The sequence below is a fragment of the Nocardia sp. NPDC059154 genome (assembly GCF_042755705.1).
GTDB lineage: Bacteria > Actinomycetota > Actinomycetes > Mycobacteriales > Mycobacteriaceae > Nocardia.
The window spans coordinates 17,704-34,550 of sequence record NZ_JBHZCS010000040.1 but is presented as its reverse complement, the minus strand read 5'-3'; the positions used below and the strand labels follow the sequence as shown (position 1 = coordinate 34,550).

The window sequence follows — 16,847 nt, the reverse complement described above, 5'->3', positions numbered from 1 at the left end:
GTCATCGAGCCGAGGACCACGGCTCGCGACACCGAGTGCCACCAATTGCGGCAGGGCTCCCGCTGGTCTCGACGCTTGCCCGTACCGGCTGGACGCGCGTACAAGAACGCAACGGATGCCCTGGTTCCTGCCATAGAGGTTAACGCCATATATCGGGGTGTACGGAATCGGGTTGTCCACTCGGTACCGGGTCGAAACCTCCGACCAGCCGCTGAGCGAATTCGAGTGCGGCCAGGTCACGGTCGCATGCCAGCAGTAAAGCGGGGCGCCGCTGCGCCGCCTGCCGCAATTGCGCCTCCAATTCACCGACCCGCAGATCGGTTTCCACCATGCGCGCGGTGGCACTGCCGAGCACCTCGTCGGTGAGCCGTTCCTCGGCGTCGACCAGGGCGGTGGCGACCCGCTGTTCCAGCTGCGCCCGGGCGTCGACCAGCGTGTCCGCCACCCATTGCCGCAGGTGAGCGTGATCGGCGAGGTGCCGGCGGGCGCGCACCACCCAGCCCGCGGCGGCGGCACCGAGGAGCAGACTGACCGGCACGATCGCGAAGTCGAAGGCCTGCAGCAGGGCCAGCGGCGCCACCACCAGCCGGCCCAGTCCGAAGCCGGCCGAGGCGCCGAGCGCGATCACGAGGTGGTCCTCCGCACCTCGTAGCCGCGGGCCCGGCGTGGGAACCGCCCTCGACACCCGTTCCGCGGGTGCCGGAAAAGATATATGCCATTCCTCCGCGACGGATTCTTCGACCTGACGGCACAATTCGCCGATCCGGGAGCGAATCGAGCGATCCATCTCCTGTGTGAGTTTTTCCACAGAATCGCTCACATGCCGCGGAAATTCGGCGTGTGCGCTGCGCGGCAGGCGTTCGATTTCGGCCCGCAGCTCCCCGTGCAGCGCCCGGATTCTGGCTCCGACCTCGTGCAACAGATCCACTCGCGCCAACTGCAGCCGATTCCGCACGATCGTCATGGCCGAGCCCCGCCCGCCGTCACTCACCGCCAGCAGCCGCGCCCGCTCCTCCCGCAGTCCCGCCACATCCCCGCCGTCCCGCAGCTTCCCGAGCTGCGCCCGGATCCGCCGCCGCGTCTCGGCCACCACCCGCTCCCGCACGATCGCCACCTGATCCCCCACCGCTCCCGCCCCGGCCGCCGCCACCAGCCGCGCGTGCAACAGCCCCACCCCCGACCGGTCCAGCAGCGCCGGATCCCCCGCCGCCCGCGCCACCGCCGCCATCCGCGCCGACACCGGCACGATCTCCGCCCCGCTCTCGCCACCGGCCTTCGCCAGCAGCTCGACACCCAGCTTCCGCACCTCCCGCCACTGCCGATGCGCGTGAATCCCATCCAGCGCGAACACGATCCGCGTCCCGTCCGCCCGCAGCGCCCGCACCCGCGCCAGCATTTCGCCGCCGATCAGCGCCCCGGCGTCGAGCACGACGAGCGCCACCGGACACGGGCGCGCCCCGGGTCCCGCGCCGGTCGCGGACGCCGGATCGGCGTCCGCGGTGTCGGCTCCGGCCGCTGTGACGACGATGAGGTCGATACGCGGCTGGAACCGAGCCAACTCGACCCGCAATGCCGCCGCGTGCGACTCGTCGCCGCTGAGGAGCGCGATCGCGGTGACTCCGGCCCGCGGCTCCGGGACAATCGCCCGCAGCAGGGCCAGACCGTGCGGATTCCAGCGCATGACAACGGCTTCCACCGCCGCGGGCAGCTCGGCCGGCGATGCGGGAGGTTCAGCGACGGGTGCACCGCCCCGGACGGACCGGTCCGCATCGGCCGGGGCCGGCCGCTGCAACGGCGGCAGTTCGAGCCCGTGCAGCGGCGGCGAGTCAGCGGGGCGGGGTTCGGGGATCAACACCGCTGATTCGTATCCGGCGGCGTATTCGGCTTGGCCCCAGGCGAATCAATCGCCGAGCGCGGCGGCGACGGCCTCGTAGCGGCGGTGGAGTTCGTGGTGGAGGGGCTCTATTCCGCTGGCGCAGTGGAGGATCTGCAGCAGCAGCTGCGGGGGCAGGGTGGGGTGGCGGCGGAGGGCTGTGAGGGCGCAGGAGACGCCGAAGAGGTCCCAGCGGTCCAGCAGGGCTCGGCGGGATTCCAGGTCGGGGGCAAGGTCGGGAGCGGTGAAGAGGTCGTGCGAGAGGGTGAGGGGCGGGTCGGGGCGGTCGCGATGGCGGTGGAGAGTCCGGAGGTCGGCGTCGGTGAGGGTGCCCGAGCGGGTGCGCGCGGCGAGGGACGCGACCACTGGGAAGACGGGCAGACCGAGTTCGGCGGTGAGGTCGGCGGCCGCCGCGGCGGCGTCGGGCCAGCGGGCGCCGATGGCATCGGCCTTGTTGAGTACCACAAGGGCGCGGTCCGGGTGGACGGTGGCGAGCAGGCGGCGGTCGGCGTGGCCGGCCAGGCCGGGGAGAACATAGAGGACGAGATCGGCGTCGAGTGCGGGGTCCGGTTGCCCGGGCTGGTCGACCGGCGGGGTTTCTTCGGCGGTGAGCAGCGACAGTGCATGTCGCAGGGTGGTTTTGCCCGCTCGGGCCCGGCCCGTCACCTGGATGCGCGGAGATCGCCCGACCGGCACGCGGGCAGCCTAGCCGGATGCCCCTGGGCGCGTGGGCATTTCGGATCACAAACACGCAGGTCAGGCGGTGAGGAAGCAGACCGGTCCGGGTCCTTCTGTGCGCCCGCACAATTCGGCGCAACCGCTCTTCACAGACACCTGGGATTGCCCTACTCTGGCGATTCGGTCGGCATCAGGGCCGATGCACGGCTGCGGCGATCCCTCTCGGTCCACGGCCGGGCGCGACGAGGGGAGGTGGCGATGACCGTCAATGCGGACGTCATCGAATCATCCGGGACACCGGGCCCGCAAGGGACACTACGACCGGCAGCGGCCGGGCAGCCGAGCAGCCGCCCGCTGCCGCCGGGCCGGGACCCCTTCTTCCATCCGCCGCGCGGGTTCGCCCGCCACGCGGCGGGCACGATTCTGCGCAGCCGCCCGGTCGACATCGCGCTGTTCGGCCTGGTGCCGCAACACGTGACGGCCTGGCAGCTGCTGTACCGCAGCCAGGATCTGCACGGCCGGCCCGAGGTCGCGGTCACCACCGTGCTGCTGCCCGAGGGCGCCGAACCGGATGCGGAGCGCCCGCTGCTGGCGTTCCAGACCGCCATGGACGCCGTGACCGACCGCTGCGCCCCGTCCTACGCGCTGCAGCGCGGCGCCCTGTCCCCCGGCTCCATCACCCAGCTCGAATGGCTGCTGGTCGCGAACGCGCTGCGCCGCGGGTGGGCGGTCAGCATCGCCGATCATGAAGGGCCGCAGGGGAATTTCGGCGTGGCGCGCGAGCCCGGCTACCGTGGTCTCGACGGTGTCCGCGCCGCACTGCGTTTCGCGCCGCTGGGTCTGCGTGCGGACACCGGGGTGGCCGTGTGGGGCTATTCCGGTGGCGGCATGGCCAGTTCGTGGCTGGTGGAGATGGCTCCCGAGTACGCGCCCGAGCTGAATATCGTCGGGGCGGTGCTGGGCGCGCCGGTCGGCGATCCCCGCCACGTGTTCCTGAACCTGAACGGCGGCCTGTTCGCGGGCTTTCCGGCGATCGTGATCGCCGCGCTGCAGCAGGTCTACCCGGCGCTGGCCGAGGTGGTGCGCCGCGACTTCACCCCCGAGGGCCGTCGCCTGCTGGACCGCGCCCGTTCCCTGGGCCCGATCGCGGTGCTGCCGCTGCTGGTGGGCCGCCGCATGGACGACTATCTGCGGCGTCCGCTGGCGGAGATCCTGCCGGATCTCGAGGACATGTTCGACGAGCTGCGCCTGGGCAATCGCACGCCCGCGTGCCCGGTGCTGGTGGTGCAGCCGGTGCACGACCAGGTCATCGACGCCGCGGGCATCGACGGTCAGGTCGAGCGGTACCGGGCGGGCGGCGCGGCGGTCTGGTACGTCCGCGATCGCCTCAGCGAGCATTTCTCACTGCTGCCGCTGGCGACCCCGATGAGCCTGGACTGGCTGGCCGATCGGCTGGCCGGGAAGACTCTTACCGAACCCACAACCAAGACCGTCTGGTCGGTCGCGCTGTCCCCGGCACACTGGCGCGGCATGGTGGAAATGGCAACTACCGCAATGCGAGTCACCCTCGGACTGCCGCTGCGCCCGGCCGCCGCACCGGCGTCCGGCGAGGTCTCGGGCCTGGCAGCCTGAGTGATCGCGGTCGCGGCAACCGTGGTCGATTGCTGCGCGAACTATCCGGTACTGGACAATGGACGCCGTGAACGACGCCGCGAACCACACTGCCGAGCCAGTTTCCGGGCCGCGGTCCGCCCAGGCCAACGGTGACGCCGATCACTCGGAGACCGCCATCGGCCGGCCGGATCGGACCGCGGGCAACCGCCTCTATCCCCGGGTCACCAGTTTCCGCGCCCGCCGCGGCGCGGTATCGCCCGCGCGCCAGGACGCCTGGGATCGGGTGTGGCCGGTGATCGGCAAGGACGTCTCCGACGAAAAGCTGGACGCCGACGCCTGGTTCGGGCGCTCGGCGCCGCTGATCATCGAGATCGGCTGTGGCACCGGCACCGCCACCGCGGCCATGGCGCAGGCCGAGCCGCAGTTCAACCTGATCGGCATCGAGGTCTACAAGCCGGGTCTGGCCCAGCTGGTGCAGCGCGTCGAGCGCGAGGGCATCGACAACCTCCGGCTGCTGCGCGGCGATGCCGTGGATGTCCTGGAAAATATGATTGCTCCCGAATCGCTGACCGGGGTGCGCGTGTTCTTCCCGGACCCGTGGCCGAAGGCGCGCCACCACAAGCGGCGGCTGTTGCAGCCGGAAACCTTCGCACTCATCGCAAGTCGGCTGATTCCGGGCGGCGTGTTGCATGTGGCGACCGACCATGCGGACTACGCCGAGTGGATCGGCCTGTACGGAAATTCGGAACCCCAGCTCATTGGCATGAACGAGCCGACCGGAGGGGATCCCGAGGCCTACCGGAACAAAGCACCGATTGGTTTCGAACGCCCGATTACCAAGTTCGAAAGCAAAGGACTCCGCGCGGGTAGCGCCATCACCGAGTTCATCTGGGGGAAGATCGAATCATGAGCGTCAGTGAGATGGCCCACGGTGTGTCGGAAGTTGCCGGAATAATGCACGGCACCGATTCGACCGAACTATCGGGCACCACAGGGCTCCACGGCAATGCCGGGGTCGCCCTGGGCGGCACCGCCACCGATGTGCGCCGCGTCCTATTGGTCTGGGATGCGCCGAACCTCGACATGGGCCTGGGCGCCATCCTCGGCGGACGCCCGACCGCCGCCTATCGCCCGCGCTTCGACGCGCTCGGCCGCTGGCTGCTGGCCCGCACCGCGGAACTGTCGGTGGGCAGCACCACCCGGGTCGAGCCCGAGGCCACGGTCTTCACCAATATCGCCCCCGGCACCGCCGATGTGGTGCGCCCCTGGGTCGAGGCACTGCGCAATGTCGGCTACGCCGTCTTCGCCAAACCCAAGATCGACGAAGACTCCGATGTGGACAGCGACATGCTCTCCCACATCGAACTACGCCGTCGCGGCGCGGGTCTGGCCGGGATCATGGTGGCCTCCGCCGACGGGCAGGCGTTCCGCGCCCCGCTCGAGGAGATCGCCGGCTCCGGCGTGCCTGTTCAGGTGCTGGGTTTCCGCGAGCACGCGAGTTGGGCGGTCACGTCGGATATTCTCGAGTTCATCGACCTCGAGGACATCCCGGGCGTGTTCCGTGAACCGCTGCCCCGGGTCAGCCTCGACTCGCTGCCCGACGAGGGTGCGTGGCTGCAGCCGTTCCGGCCGCTGTCGGCCCTGCTCACCTCCCGCCCCGCTCAAGGAGTCGCTTAGTGTTCACCCGCTGGGGCGACCTGGTCTACAAGCTGCGCTACACCGTGCTCGGTGTTGTCGTGGCCGCAATGCTCTCGCTCGGAGCCTTCGGATTCGGGCTGGAGGACCATCTCAGCTCCAGCGGATGGTTCGACCCGAACTCCCAATCCTCTCAGGCCGCGGTCCTGAAGGACCAGGTGTACGGGCGCGATCACAACAGCGACGTGGTGGTGCTGTACACCGCGCCGGACGGCAGCACCGTCGATGATCCCGCGTGGAATCAGAAGATCATCGACAACCTGAACAACCTGCCGGTGAAATACCCGGAGATCGGTCAGGTCAACGGCTCGCCGTGGAAGACCAACACCGGCCAGCAGCTGGCCCAGGCCGCCAGCCAGGACCGCAAGCACGCCTTCGCCTCCATCGCCATCAAGGGCGACAACGACACCGACATGGTGCGGAACTACCGGAAGGTGAAGGACGCCTTCTACATTCCGGACGTCAAGGTCGAGGTCGCCGGTCTGCAGCCGGTCGCGGGCACGCTGAACGACACCATGGCGCAGGACCAGAAGCGCATGGAGATCATCGCCATTCCGGTGGTGGCCATCCTGCTGTTCTTCATCTTCGGCGGAATCGTGGCGGCGGCGCTGCCGCTCATCATCGGTGGCCTCACGGTGCTCGGCGCGAACGGCATCGTCATGGCGATCACCAAGTTCACCGAGGTGAATTCGTTCGTCTCCCCCGTAGTTTCGATGATCGGCCTGGGCCTGGCGATCGACTACGGCCTGTTCATCGTGAGCCGCTTCCGCGAGGAGGTGGCCGACGGTTACGACACCAAGGCGGCGGTGCGGCGCACGGTTGTGACCTCGGGCCGCACCGTGTTGTTCTCCGCCACGATGATCATCGCGGCCAGCGCCGGCATGCTGCTGTTCCCGCAGGGCTTCCTCAAGTCGGTGGCCTACGGCACCATCGCGACGGTCGCACTGGCCGCGGCGTCCGCGGTCACCATCCTGCCCGCGCTGCTGTCCATTCTGGGTCCGCGCGTGGATGCGCTGGGGCTCAAGCGGTTCCGCAAGACCAAGACCACCGAGCAAATCGAGAACGGTTTCTGGGGCAAGCTCACCGCCTGGGTGATGAAGCACCCGCTCAAGGTCGCCATCCCGCTGACCATCGGCCTGCTGCTGCTGATCATCCCGGTGAAGAACCTGCAGTTCGGCGGTATCAGCGAAACCTATCTGCCGCCGGACAATCCGACCCGCCTGGCGCAGCAGCACTTCGACGAGACCTTCCCGCTGCGCAAGGCCGACCCGGTCCAGCTGGTCATCATCACCGATAACCCGAAGGACATCGGCACCATCCTCGACGAGGCCAACCAGGCCCGCGGACTGCAGCCCAAGACCACGTTCTCGCTCCCGCAGACGCCGCCCAACGGCTCCAATGTGTGGACGACCTCGCGGCCGCTGGACAAGGGCAGCGACATCACCGAGACCATCGACGACCTGCGGGCGATCGACGTCCCGGACGGCGCCGAGGTGATGGTCAGCGGAACCCCGGTGATGATGCAGGACAGCATCGATCAACTGGTCGATCGCATGCCGTTGATGATCGCGCTGGTGGTGCTGGTGACCACCATCCTGATGTTCCTCACCTTCGGCTCGCTGGTGCTGCCCATCAAGGCCGCGCTCATGAGCGCGCTCGGCCTGGGTTCCACGCTGGGCATCCTGACCTGGATCTTCATCGACGGCCACGGCGCGGGCCTGCTGAACTTCACCCCGCAGCCGATCATGTCGCCGGTGCTGGTGCTGATCATCTCCGTGGTCTACGGCCTATCCATCGACTACGAGGTGTTCCTGCTCTCCCGCATGGTCGAGTCCCGGACCCAGGGGGCGAGCACCACGGAGGCGGTGCGCGCGGGCACCGCGCAGACCGGCCGCATCATCACCGCCGCCGCGCTCATCCTGCTGGTGGTCACGGGCGCGTTCGCGTTCTCCGACCTGGTGATGATGCAGTACATCGCCTACGGCATGGTGTCGGCGCTGTTCATCGACGCGACCGTGCTGCGCATGCTGCTGGTGCCGGCCACCATGAAGCTGCTCGGCGACGACTGCTGGTGGGCGCCCAAGTGGATGAAGAAGATCCAGCAGAAGATCGGCCTGGGCGAGCCCATCCTCGACGATGAGCGGCCCGGCGGCGGCGAGGTGGTCGACCTGGTGAAGACCACCCCGATCACCGACCCGGTCACCATGCAGATCCCGATCCTGTCCGACGGCACCGCCGCCCCGGCGCGGTCGCGCAAGCCGCGCCCGGCCCGCACCGTCGACGTGGACAGCGAGGCCCCGACCCAGCGCATCGACAAGGTCGAGCGGGCCCAGCCCGTCCAGCCCGCGGAGCCCGCCCAGCGCACCGAGTCCCCGCAGACCCCCGAGCCGACGCGGCCCGCCGACAGCTCCGCGGCTGCCCCGGCTCCGGAGACCAAGCGCGCGCCCGGATTCCCGTCCGCCGCCATGCGTCCCGGCCACGGCGTCACCCCGTCGACCACTGCGGTGCCGGCCTTCGCCAAGCCCGTCGGCATCGGTGAGCCCGCCCCAGCGCCGGTCAGCGAAACCGGTACCGCCGCACCGGCGGAGGTCACCCCGCCGCTCGCCCCCCGGCGCATCAGCGCGGCCGTGGAGGACGCGCCGACCACCGATCTCGGTTCCGGCCGCACCGGTCTGGGCGCCGACCCCACCGGTCCGGGCGCGGCCCGCGGCCCGATGGCTCCGCACCCCATCGGCGACTTCGCTTCTCCCGCACGGGGATCCGCGAATGCCGGTGGCGGGCTGCCGCAGCGTACGCCCGAGGCCGTGGCCCCGCCGGTCGCCCCCGTGAACCCGATGCCGTCGGTCTCGCAGCCGGGAGCGCCTGCCGCGCCCGCGGATTCGCAGCCGCCCGCGCCGGTGGTCGGTTCGGAGCGGGTGCTGCCGCCGCCGACGCCGAAGATCCCGCCGCATCCGGCGACCCGGGCACAGCTGTACCAGCCGCACCCGGAGCCGGAGCAGAGCGAGCCCACCGAACAGCTCGCGGAAACCGCTGCCGAGGAACAGCATCCGACGCACCACGCCGCGCAGGATGCGCCGCAGGACGGCCCCGGCCGCAGCAGCATCGAGCAGTGGATGTCGGATCTGCGCTCCTCACGGCGTCGCCCGCCCGCCGAGAATCCGGACGAGGACGCCAAGCATCGGGGCGGCGACGGACGCACGGTGAGCGTCAACGAACTGCTCCGCCGCCAGAACCACGACTGATACGCGGACAACAGGAAGGCCCGGCCGAATCGGCCGGGCCTTCCTTTTTCAGCGGTCACGCGAGACGAGCGCCAGAGTCCATGTCGGCGAAGGCCGGCGAAAGCACCGGGTGCAATCGCGGCTGGGGGTATGGAGGGGATCGGTGAGTCGGGCGAGGAGGCTCGCTGCGGCTCAGGCGGGGTGGGCGGGCGTCGCGGCGCGGGCGATGGTGGCGCGGATCTCGGCGGTGATCAGATCCGGGGCCTCGAGCATGGGGACGTGGCCGAGATCGGGCAGGGTGCGCACATCGACGATCCGGGTGGGGGTCAGCGGGGCGTAGACGTGGGGCGGGAGCACGCGGTCGCGGTCGGGCAGCAGGATGCTGGTGGGCATGTCCAGTTCACTCAGCCGGGTGAAACCCGTTGGAAGATCCGGATCTTCGGCCAGGTCATCGACGATGGCGCATTCGGTGATGGCCGCGGTCATCGCCTTGGCCAGCGGATTCGGCACCAGGGCGGGACGATCGGCGAGCAGCGGGAGCAGCAGGCTGCGCAGCAGCGAGGGCATGCTCGGCCGGCGGTCGGGTCCCAGGCCGATGAGCGGGCCGAAGGCCCGGAACTTGCGCAGCAGCGAATCGGCGGCGGCAGGCGTGCGCCACAGGCCCGCGGGGGCGATGGCGGTGCAGGATCGGGCGCGGCCGCGGGCGGCGAGTTCCAGCGCGATCCAGCCACCCAGCGAGTTGCCCGCGATATGCGCGGTGTCCCAACCGGATTCGTCGAGCAGGCGCTCACAGTGGTCGGCCAGGGCGGCCACGGTGGCGGGCCGGGCGGCCTCGGGTCCGCCCCAGTGGCCGGGGAGGGTGGGGGCGAGCACGGTGTGCCCGGTGGCCAGCTCGTCGAGCACCGCGCCCCAGGACTGCCAGGTGAGCAGGACACCGTGCAGCAGGAGCAGCGGCTCGCCGCCGCCGGATCGATGCACTGCCTCCGGGGTCGCGACGCCTTCCACCATGTGCGTGACCCTACCGCCCGGATCCGCCCGCCGCCGCGCTCGATTCCGCGGCACTGCGGCCTCGGGCACGGCGGTCACGCACCGTTGAGGAACCGCTTCCAGTTGGTTCCGAACGGGTGCTTGGCGGTGACGGAGCTGAACCGCAGCGTGCCGTGCACGACCAGGTGCAGCGGCCCGATGGGCGGGCCGGTGCGCACCTTGGTGTTGGCGCTGGAGCCGATCAGGTCGATGGCATTGAGGTCCACGGTGGCCTCGGCCGGCACGATCAGTTCGATCGAACTGCAGGTGTCGTTCACGTGGATCTCCACCACCTGGGTGGACATGACGGCCTGGGTGAAGTCCAGGCGCACGCTGCCCAGCATGCTGTTGATCGCCAGCGCCGGCGGCACGTGCCAGGCGCCCTTGCGCTCCACGCTCGACAGCCGCGCGCGAATCACATTGGAGGGCACGGCCGGTGGCATCCGGTGCGCGGTCGCGTACCGGGGCTGCGGCTGCACGAAATGCTGCCCGGCGGGGGCGGGCTGCCCGACCAGCCGGACGCCCGGCAGATCGATCAGCACCGCATTGAGTTCGCCGCGGGTCTTGGCCGCGAGCGCGGTGTCCATGCGCTCGGTGAATTCCCCCAGCGACAGCATGCCCAGCCCGACCGCGCGCTGCAGCAGCCGGCCGACATGTTCGCGTTCGACATCGGATACCCGTAGATCCCGGTCGCCGATCATGGCGTTGCCGGTCACGATCGCGGAAACCGCTTCAGGACCTCCCATGCTTCGAGGCTAGCCAGCACGGGGCCGCCGCCGCATCAGGGCAATCCCTGAACCGTCCCCCTACTCGAGGCCCTGCTCGATGGCGTAGCGGGTCAGCTCGACGCGATTGCCGAGTTGCAGTTTGCGCAGCGTGGACTGCACGTGGTTCTCCACGGTGCGGTGACTGAGCCCGAGCCGGGTGGCGATCTGCTTGGCGGACAAGCCCTTCGCCACCATGCGCAGCACCTCGGTCTCGCGATCGGTGAGGGCGGGGCGGTGCGGTTCGCCGCGTTCGGCAGGGGTGCCGGCGATCCGGCGGAACTCGCCCAGGACCAGACCGGCCAGGCCCGGGGTGAAGACGGCCTGTCCCGCCGCGGTGGCGCGGACGGCGTCCAGCAGTTCGGTGGCCGAGGCGCTCTTGACCAGGTAGCCGGTGGCGCCGGCCTTGATGGCGTCGAGCACATCGTCGCGTTCGGCGGAGGCCGACAGCACCAGCACCCGGGTGCGCGGGGAGACCCGCAGCACCTCGGCGGTGGCGTCGGCGCCGTTGCCGTCGGGGAGCTGCATGTCCATGAGCACGACCGCCGGTTGCACGGCACTCGCGCGGGCCCCGGCGGCGCGCACGCCGTCGGCGGTGGCGACCACGTCGAATCCGGCCTCGGCCAGGTCGCGGGCAACCCCGTCCCGCCAGATCGGGTGGTCGTCCACCACCATCACCGTGATTCCGGCATCCGATTCGGTCATGTCCGCCTCCGATCTCATTGTGGCCGTTCGAGGGCTCTCAGTGTCGCGGTTCCAGGGGCACGCGGAACTCCCATTCCGCGCCCTCACCGTCGGCGGGCGCCGCCTCGAACAGCAGCTGCGCGGTGCCGCCGAGGGCGGCGATGCGCCCGACGATGGACCGCGAAACACCCATGCGCCCTTGCCCTTCGGCCTCGGCGAGTCGGCCGGGCGGAATGCCGGGGCCGTCGTCGCGCACGCTCACGATGAGCTCGTCGCCGGTATCTTCCAGCAGCACATACGCTTTCGCGCCCGGCCCGGCGTGCTGGACCACATTGGCGAGGGCGGCGGCCACGGCGGCGGCGACCTCGCGCGCCGCCCAGTGGCCCAGCGGCACCGGATGACCGGGGGTGGAGACGAACACGGACGGGGTGGCCTGGGCGGTGAGCAGCGGCCGCAGATCCTCCTCCGCGCCCCCGGCGTCGGTGCGATCGCCCTGTTCGGAGATGAGCACCCGCAGCGCCACCTCCTGCTCGCCCGCGCGCTGCGCCAGTTCGGCTGTCGGGCCGCCGATTTCATTGCCGTGGCGCTTGATGTAGCTGAGTACCTGCAGGACTCCGTCGTGCACCTCGCGGGCCAGGCGTTCGCGTTCCTGGGCGGCGGCGGTGAGCCGGACGGCGCGCTGCAGCTGCGCGTGCGCGCGGCGGGCGGTATCGGAGGCCAGGCCCAGCGCGAGGCCCACCGAGATCAGGACGGGCAGCGTCGCGTCACGCCACACGTCGAAGTCCCACTGCGCCCGTGCGGTGATGACGGCGGCGGAGATGAGCAGCCCCGAGCAGATGCCGCCGAACGGTCCCCACAGAATCGCCGCGGAGACAACGGCATTGGCGGCCCAGAGCGTGGTGGGCAGGGTCTGATGGTGGTGATACCAGTCGTAGGGCGCGACCAGCCGGGTCGCGAAGATCAGGGCGATGACCACGAGATGGTCGCCGACCACCACGGCCGTGCGCACCCGCGGCTCGTGCCGGATCCGCCACTGCGACAACAGCACCGCCGAGATACCCGACCACACCGCCATCACGGCGATCAGCGCCCAGCTCAGCCGCTGATTGCTGTAGTACGACACCGAGGCGATCTGCTGGCCTACCGCGTACAGCAGGGTGACCAGCCGGAACGCCTGCACGGCCCGCCACAGCGGCGCGGTGGCCGCCCAGGCGGGATCCGGCTCCGCCTGCCCCCGGGCCACCGTCAGTCCCCGGCGTCCCCGCTGCCGCCCGCGGGCTTCGGGGGCGTCTCGTGGTCGTCCTCGGCCACGGGCACCGGCACCTTGTAGCGGTCCGGATCGGGAGTATCGGGTTCGGCGCTGAACATGGGTTTGGTCGGGTCGCCGGTGTGCAGGTCCTGGTAGAGCTCGTCGGGCGAGTCGGCCAGCAGCGAGCGCAGGGCGGTATTGAGCACCGCCACGAACGGCACCGCGAGCAGACCGCCCGCCAGACCCGCCAGCACCACGCCCGCCGCGATGGCGAGCACCACGGCCAGCGGATGGATACGGACCGCGCGGCCCATCAGCAGCGGTTGCAGCACATGGCCTTCCAGCTGCATGACCGCCACCGTGATGCCCAGCACGATGAGCGCGGTGACGATGCCCTTGGTCATGAGCGCGATGAAGACCGCCACCGAACCGGCGATGAACGAACCCACGATCGGGATGAACGCACCGATGAAGACCAGCGAGGCCAGCGGAAGCGCCAGCGGCACATTGAGAATGGCCAGGCCCGCGCCGATACCGATGGCGTCCACCGCCGCCACCATGACGGTGGCGCGGACGAAGCCGGTCAGCGTGCCGAAGCCCAGCCGCCCGGCCTGACGGACCTTCGCCCGGTGCCGGGTCGGGACGATCCGGGTCACGAACTCCCAGATCTGGTCGCCGCCGTAGAGGAAGAAGATGAGGATGAACAGGGTCAGGAACGTGCCGGTGAAGAATTCACCGATGACCGTGGCGGTGGTGAGCGCCCCGTTGGTCAGCGCGTCCTTGTTCGACTCGACGGTTTTGACGATGGTGTCGCCCGCATTGCGGATCTGGTCGTTGCTCAGGTGCAGCGGACCGTTGATCAGCCAGTCCTGCACCTGGTGCACGGAGGTCTTGAACTCGTCCGACAGCTGCGGCACACCCGAGACGAACTGCTCGACGACGAAGGTCATGATTCCGGCGAGCAGACCGAGCGCCCCCACCAGCGCCACGAACACCCCGATCGCCCGCGGCACCCCGAACCGCTGCATCCAATTGACCAGCGGCGCCATCAGGGCGGCGCCCAGCAGTGCGATGGAAATCGGAATGGTGACCGTCGAGAGCCGCCGCGCCAGATAGGCCACCGCGAGCACCGCCGCGAAGATGATCAGCAACCGCCAGCACCACTCGGCGGTCTGCCGCACGATGGGATGCACCGCCTCCGCGTCGCGCCGGCGCACCACGCCGGATTCGCTCGATCTGCCGGACCCTGCCTGCACCTCGCTCACGAGGCCGAGCCTAACGGCCGAAACCTCCGCGGGCATGTACCGGCGATCCAAACGCTAGATTGGTGATCGTGTCAGCGCCCCTGGAAGCGGTCAAACAGACCATGCATACCCGCTGGCCGCTGTACTTGGCTTCGATGCTGGCGGCCAACGCCTTCGGCGCTGTCCTGGTGTGGGCCTTCATCCAGTACGGGCTACCGGTTCCGGAGGGCGGGACCAGCGCGACCCGGCAGACCGGGCTGCTGATCCCGGGGCTGGTCTTCGTGATCGGCGGGTTCCTGAGCGTGACCGCGTCGGCGCTCATGCTGCGGCCGGTCATGCGGTGGCAGATGCGCGGCGGGCCGCCGTCGCGGCAGGAGCAGATGGCGGCGCTGCACGCCCCGCTGCGGCAGGCCATCGTGCATCTGGTGCTGTGGCTGGTCGGCGGTGGCGTGCTGGCCTCGGTCATCATCGTGCGGACCCCCGAGCTGGCCGCGGCGGTGATCGTGACCGAATGTATGGCCGCCACCATCGTTTTCGGCTTCACCTACATGCTGGGCGAGCGGATCCTGCGGCCGGTCGCGGCCGAGGCGCTGACCACGGGGGCCTTCGACCACACCCTGACCGCGGGCGTCGGCACCCGGATGGCCATGACCTGGGGCATGGGCACCTTCGCGCCGACGATTGCCATCGTGCTGCTGTGCGTCACCCAGATTTCTTCTCGCGTCCAGTTTTCCGCGCAATCGCTGGCCGTCTCGATTCTGCTGTTGTGCGGTGTGGTGATCATGCAGGCGCTGGCGCTTTCCATGCTCACCGGCTCTTCCATTTCCGATCCGATTCGCCAGCTCAGCCAGGCCATCGACCGCGTGCAGGAGGGTGCGCGGGATGTGCAGGTCGAAGTTTTCGACGGTTCGGAAATCGGGCTGCTGCAGGTTGGCTTCAACCGAATGATGGGTGAGGCCGCCAAACGCCGGGAACTGCAGGAATTGTTCGGTCAGCATGTCGGTGAGGACGTGGCGCGTCGAGCGCTCGAGTACGGCACCGAACTCGGTGGTGAAACCCGATTCGTGGCGGTGTTGTTCGTGGATATGGTCGGTTCGACCGCGACCGCCGCGGAGCGCCCGCCGACCGAAGTGGTCAGTCTGCTCAACGAGTTCTTCCGCGTGGTGGTGGATGTCATCGACCGCAACCACGGGCTCATCAACAAATTCATGGGCGATGCCGCGCTGGCCATCTTCGGCGCCCCGCTGGACCGCCCCGACGCACCGACCGCGGCCCTCGCCGCGGCCCGTGAGCTGCGCGAAGCCCTGCGCGAGGTGGCCGGGCTGGATATCGGAATCGGCGTCTCCGCAGGGCTGGCGGTGGCCGGGAATATCGGTGGCGCAAATCGTTTCGAATACACCGTGATCGGTGATCCGGTGAACGAGGCGTCGCGCCTGACCGAACTCGCCAAGGACCGCCCGGAACGCGTCCTGACCTCGTCGAGCGCACTGTTTTTCGCCGATGAGAACGAGCAGCGGCATTGGCAGACCGGCGAGGAGGTGCAACTGCGCGGGCGCCGCCGGAAAACCCGGCTGGCCTGGCCGCGGGAAAGCATCGACCCGGCTGATGCAGACGAGGCGGCGGCGAGTTCGTTAGGCTGACGGCGTGACGGCCCATGGTGAGCTGGCCGGCGATCCTGCGCCGCCCGCGGATGACGAGCACCGTGGCAGGTTCTGGTGGGCCAAATGGGTTCTCGGCGCCGCGCTGGCGGCGTTGCTGATTTCCGAAGGCATATATCTATATCCGCGCCTGCACGAATCCTGGAAGAACCTCAGCGAAATCCACTGGGGATGGGTCGCCGCCTGCATCGTCATGGCGGCGTTTTCCATGAGTGGCTTCGGCCGCATCCAGAAACAGCTGCTGCACGCCGGCGGCGTCGAGGTGAGCCAGCGGAAATCGGTGTCGGTGGTGTACGGCTCCACCGGCATGTCGCTGACGCTGCCCGCGGGCCAGGTGTTCTCGGCGGCCTTCACCTACCGGCAGACCCGGCGCTGGGGCGCCAGCCCGATCGTGGCGTCCTGGCAGCTGGTGATGTCGGGCGTGATCGCGGCGGCCGGGCTGACGCTGCTGGGCCTGTTCGGCGCGGTGCTGTCCGGGGACCGGGTCGGCCCGGGCAAGGTGATCCTGACGCTGGGCACCGTCGCCCTGCTGATCTGGACCTTCAACTACGTCTCCCGCCACCCCGGCGGGGTGCAGGCGCTGGCGCAGCGAATCCTGCACCTGGTCAATCGGATTCGGCGCAGGCCCGCCGACGCCGGCATGGAGAAGGTGGCCGAGATCCTGACCCAGCTGGAGTCGGTGGATCTGGGCAAACGGGATGGCGCGTGGGTGGTGGTGTGGGCGCTCGTGCACCGGTTCGCCGATGTGGCCTGCCTGGGTTTCGCCTGCTACGCGGTGGGCGCGGATCCGCACTGGGCCGGGCTGATGCTGGCCTTCGCGGCCGGAAAGGCCGTGGGCACCATCCCTTTGGCACCGGGCGGCATCGTCTATGTGGACGCCACCCTCATCTATTCGCTGACCGCGGCGGCCGGGCTGCCGGCCGCACAGGCCGTGGCGGCGGCGTTCCTCTACCGGCTGATCAGCTTCATCCTGGTGGCGATCGTCGGCTGGATCGTCTTCCTCTTCCTGTACCGCAAGCCGCAGGCCGACGACGCCGAGCTCGAGAAGGAATTCGAGGAGCGCGGCAATTCGCTGGTCACCGACCGGCGCCGGCCCAATCCGCCGGCCGATCCGGACGCGGCGTCGGCCTGACCCGCCCCT

General features: G+C 69.9%; 13 protein-coding genes. 6 read left to right on the top strand and 7 right to left on the bottom strand.

All coding sequences use genetic code 11. The features are described from left to right. Positions 1 to 139 precede the first annotated feature (139 nt). Both ACFXN1_RS30410 and ACFXN1_RS30405 read right to left on the bottom strand, forming a co-directional pair. Positions 140 to 1,855 carry a hypothetical protein gene (locus ACFXN1_RS30410; protein WP_379435432.1) on the bottom strand — a complete coding sequence of 572 codons (1,716 nt, stop codon included), beginning with the start codon at positions 1,853 to 1,855 and terminating at the stop codon, positions 140 to 142. Positions 1,856 to 1,900: 45 nt separating this feature from the next. After that, positions 1,901 to 2,569 (bottom strand): hypothetical protein, encoded by a 669-nt coding sequence (locus ACFXN1_RS30405; protein WP_379435434.1) that lies wholly within the window; start codon positions 2,567 to 2,569, stop codon positions 1,901 to 1,903. 240 nt (positions 2,570 to 2,809) lie between these two features. Here ACFXN1_RS30405 and ACFXN1_RS30400 point away from each other — a divergent pair, with 240 nt between their 5' ends. The 4 genes from ACFXN1_RS30400 to ACFXN1_RS30385 are packed head-to-tail and all read left to right on the top strand — an operon-like array spanning position 2,810 to position 9,102. Further along, positions 2,810 to 4,183, top strand: a complete 1,374-nt coding sequence (locus tag ACFXN1_RS30400) for a lipase family protein (protein WP_379435435.1) — start codon at positions 2,810 to 2,812, stop codon at positions 4,181 to 4,183. A 58-nt stretch (positions 4,184 to 4,241) separates the two neighbouring features. Further along, a complete protein-coding gene (trmB, locus tag ACFXN1_RS30395) occupies positions 4,242 to 5,075 on the top strand; it encodes a tRNA (guanosine(46)-N7)-methyltransferase TrmB (protein WP_379435437.1) in 834 nt (277 codons plus the stop codon). Then, positions 5,072 to 5,842, top strand: coding sequence for an NYN domain-containing protein (locus tag ACFXN1_RS30390; RefSeq protein ID WP_364609557.1), 771 nt, complete (start codon positions 5,072 to 5,074; stop codon positions 5,840 to 5,842). Before trmB ends, ACFXN1_RS30390 begins: the two co-directional genes overlap by 4 nt. Then, positions 5,842 to 9,102 (top strand): MMPL family transporter, encoded by a 3,261-nt coding sequence (locus ACFXN1_RS30385; protein WP_379435438.1) that lies wholly within the window; start codon positions 5,842 to 5,844, stop codon positions 9,100 to 9,102. The genes ACFXN1_RS30390 and ACFXN1_RS30385 overlap by 1 nt, the downstream gene beginning before the upstream one ends. 171 nt (positions 9,103 to 9,273) lie before the next feature. Here the strand turns inward: ACFXN1_RS30385 and ACFXN1_RS30380 are convergent, their stop codons facing one another. The 5 genes from ACFXN1_RS30380 to ACFXN1_RS30360 all read right to left on the bottom strand — a co-directional run bounded on the left by ACFXN1_RS30380 (position 9,274) and on the right by ACFXN1_RS30360 (position 14,060). Continuing rightward, positions 9,274 to 10,089 (bottom strand): alpha/beta fold hydrolase, encoded by an 816-nt coding sequence (locus ACFXN1_RS30380; protein WP_379435440.1) that lies wholly within the window; start codon positions 10,087 to 10,089, stop codon positions 9,274 to 9,276. Positions 10,090 to 10,163: 74 nt separating this feature from the next. Beyond that, positions 10,164 to 10,805 (bottom strand): DUF1707 domain-containing protein, encoded by a 642-nt coding sequence (locus tag ACFXN1_RS30375; RefSeq protein WP_379435570.1) that lies wholly within the window; start codon positions 10,803 to 10,805, stop codon positions 10,164 to 10,166. Positions 10,806 to 10,913: 108 nt separating this feature from the next. Beyond that, positions 10,914 to 11,576, bottom strand: coding sequence for a response regulator (locus ACFXN1_RS30370; protein WP_379402919.1), 663 nt, complete (start codon positions 11,574 to 11,576; stop codon positions 10,914 to 10,916). 37 nt (positions 11,577 to 11,613) lie between these two features. Beyond that, positions 11,614 to 12,798 (bottom strand): MacS family sensor histidine kinase, encoded by a 1,185-nt coding sequence (macS, locus tag ACFXN1_RS30365; protein WP_379435441.1) that lies wholly within the window; start codon positions 12,796 to 12,798, stop codon positions 11,614 to 11,616. Between the two features lie 2 nt (positions 12,799 to 12,800). Then, complete coding sequence (locus ACFXN1_RS30360) at positions 12,801 to 14,060, bottom strand: AI-2E family transporter (RefSeq protein ID WP_379402958.1); 1,260 nt, start codon at positions 14,058 to 14,060, stop codon at positions 12,801 to 12,803. Positions 14,061 to 14,170: 110 nt separating this feature from the next. On the opposite strand from ACFXN1_RS30360, the gene ACFXN1_RS30355 reads away from it, so the two are divergent. Together ACFXN1_RS30355 and ACFXN1_RS30350 are read left to right on the top strand one after the other, a co-directional pair. Further along, positions 14,171 to 15,688, top strand: a complete 1,518-nt coding sequence (locus tag ACFXN1_RS30355; protein WP_379402959.1) for an adenylate/guanylate cyclase domain-containing protein — start codon at positions 14,171 to 14,173, stop codon at positions 15,686 to 15,688. 4 nt (positions 15,689 to 15,692) lie between these two features. After that, positions 15,693 to 16,838 (top strand): YbhN family protein, encoded by a 1,146-nt coding sequence (locus ACFXN1_RS30350; RefSeq protein ID WP_379402921.1) that lies wholly within the window; start codon positions 15,693 to 15,695, stop codon positions 16,836 to 16,838. Positions 16,839 to 16,847: the final 9 nt, after the last annotated feature.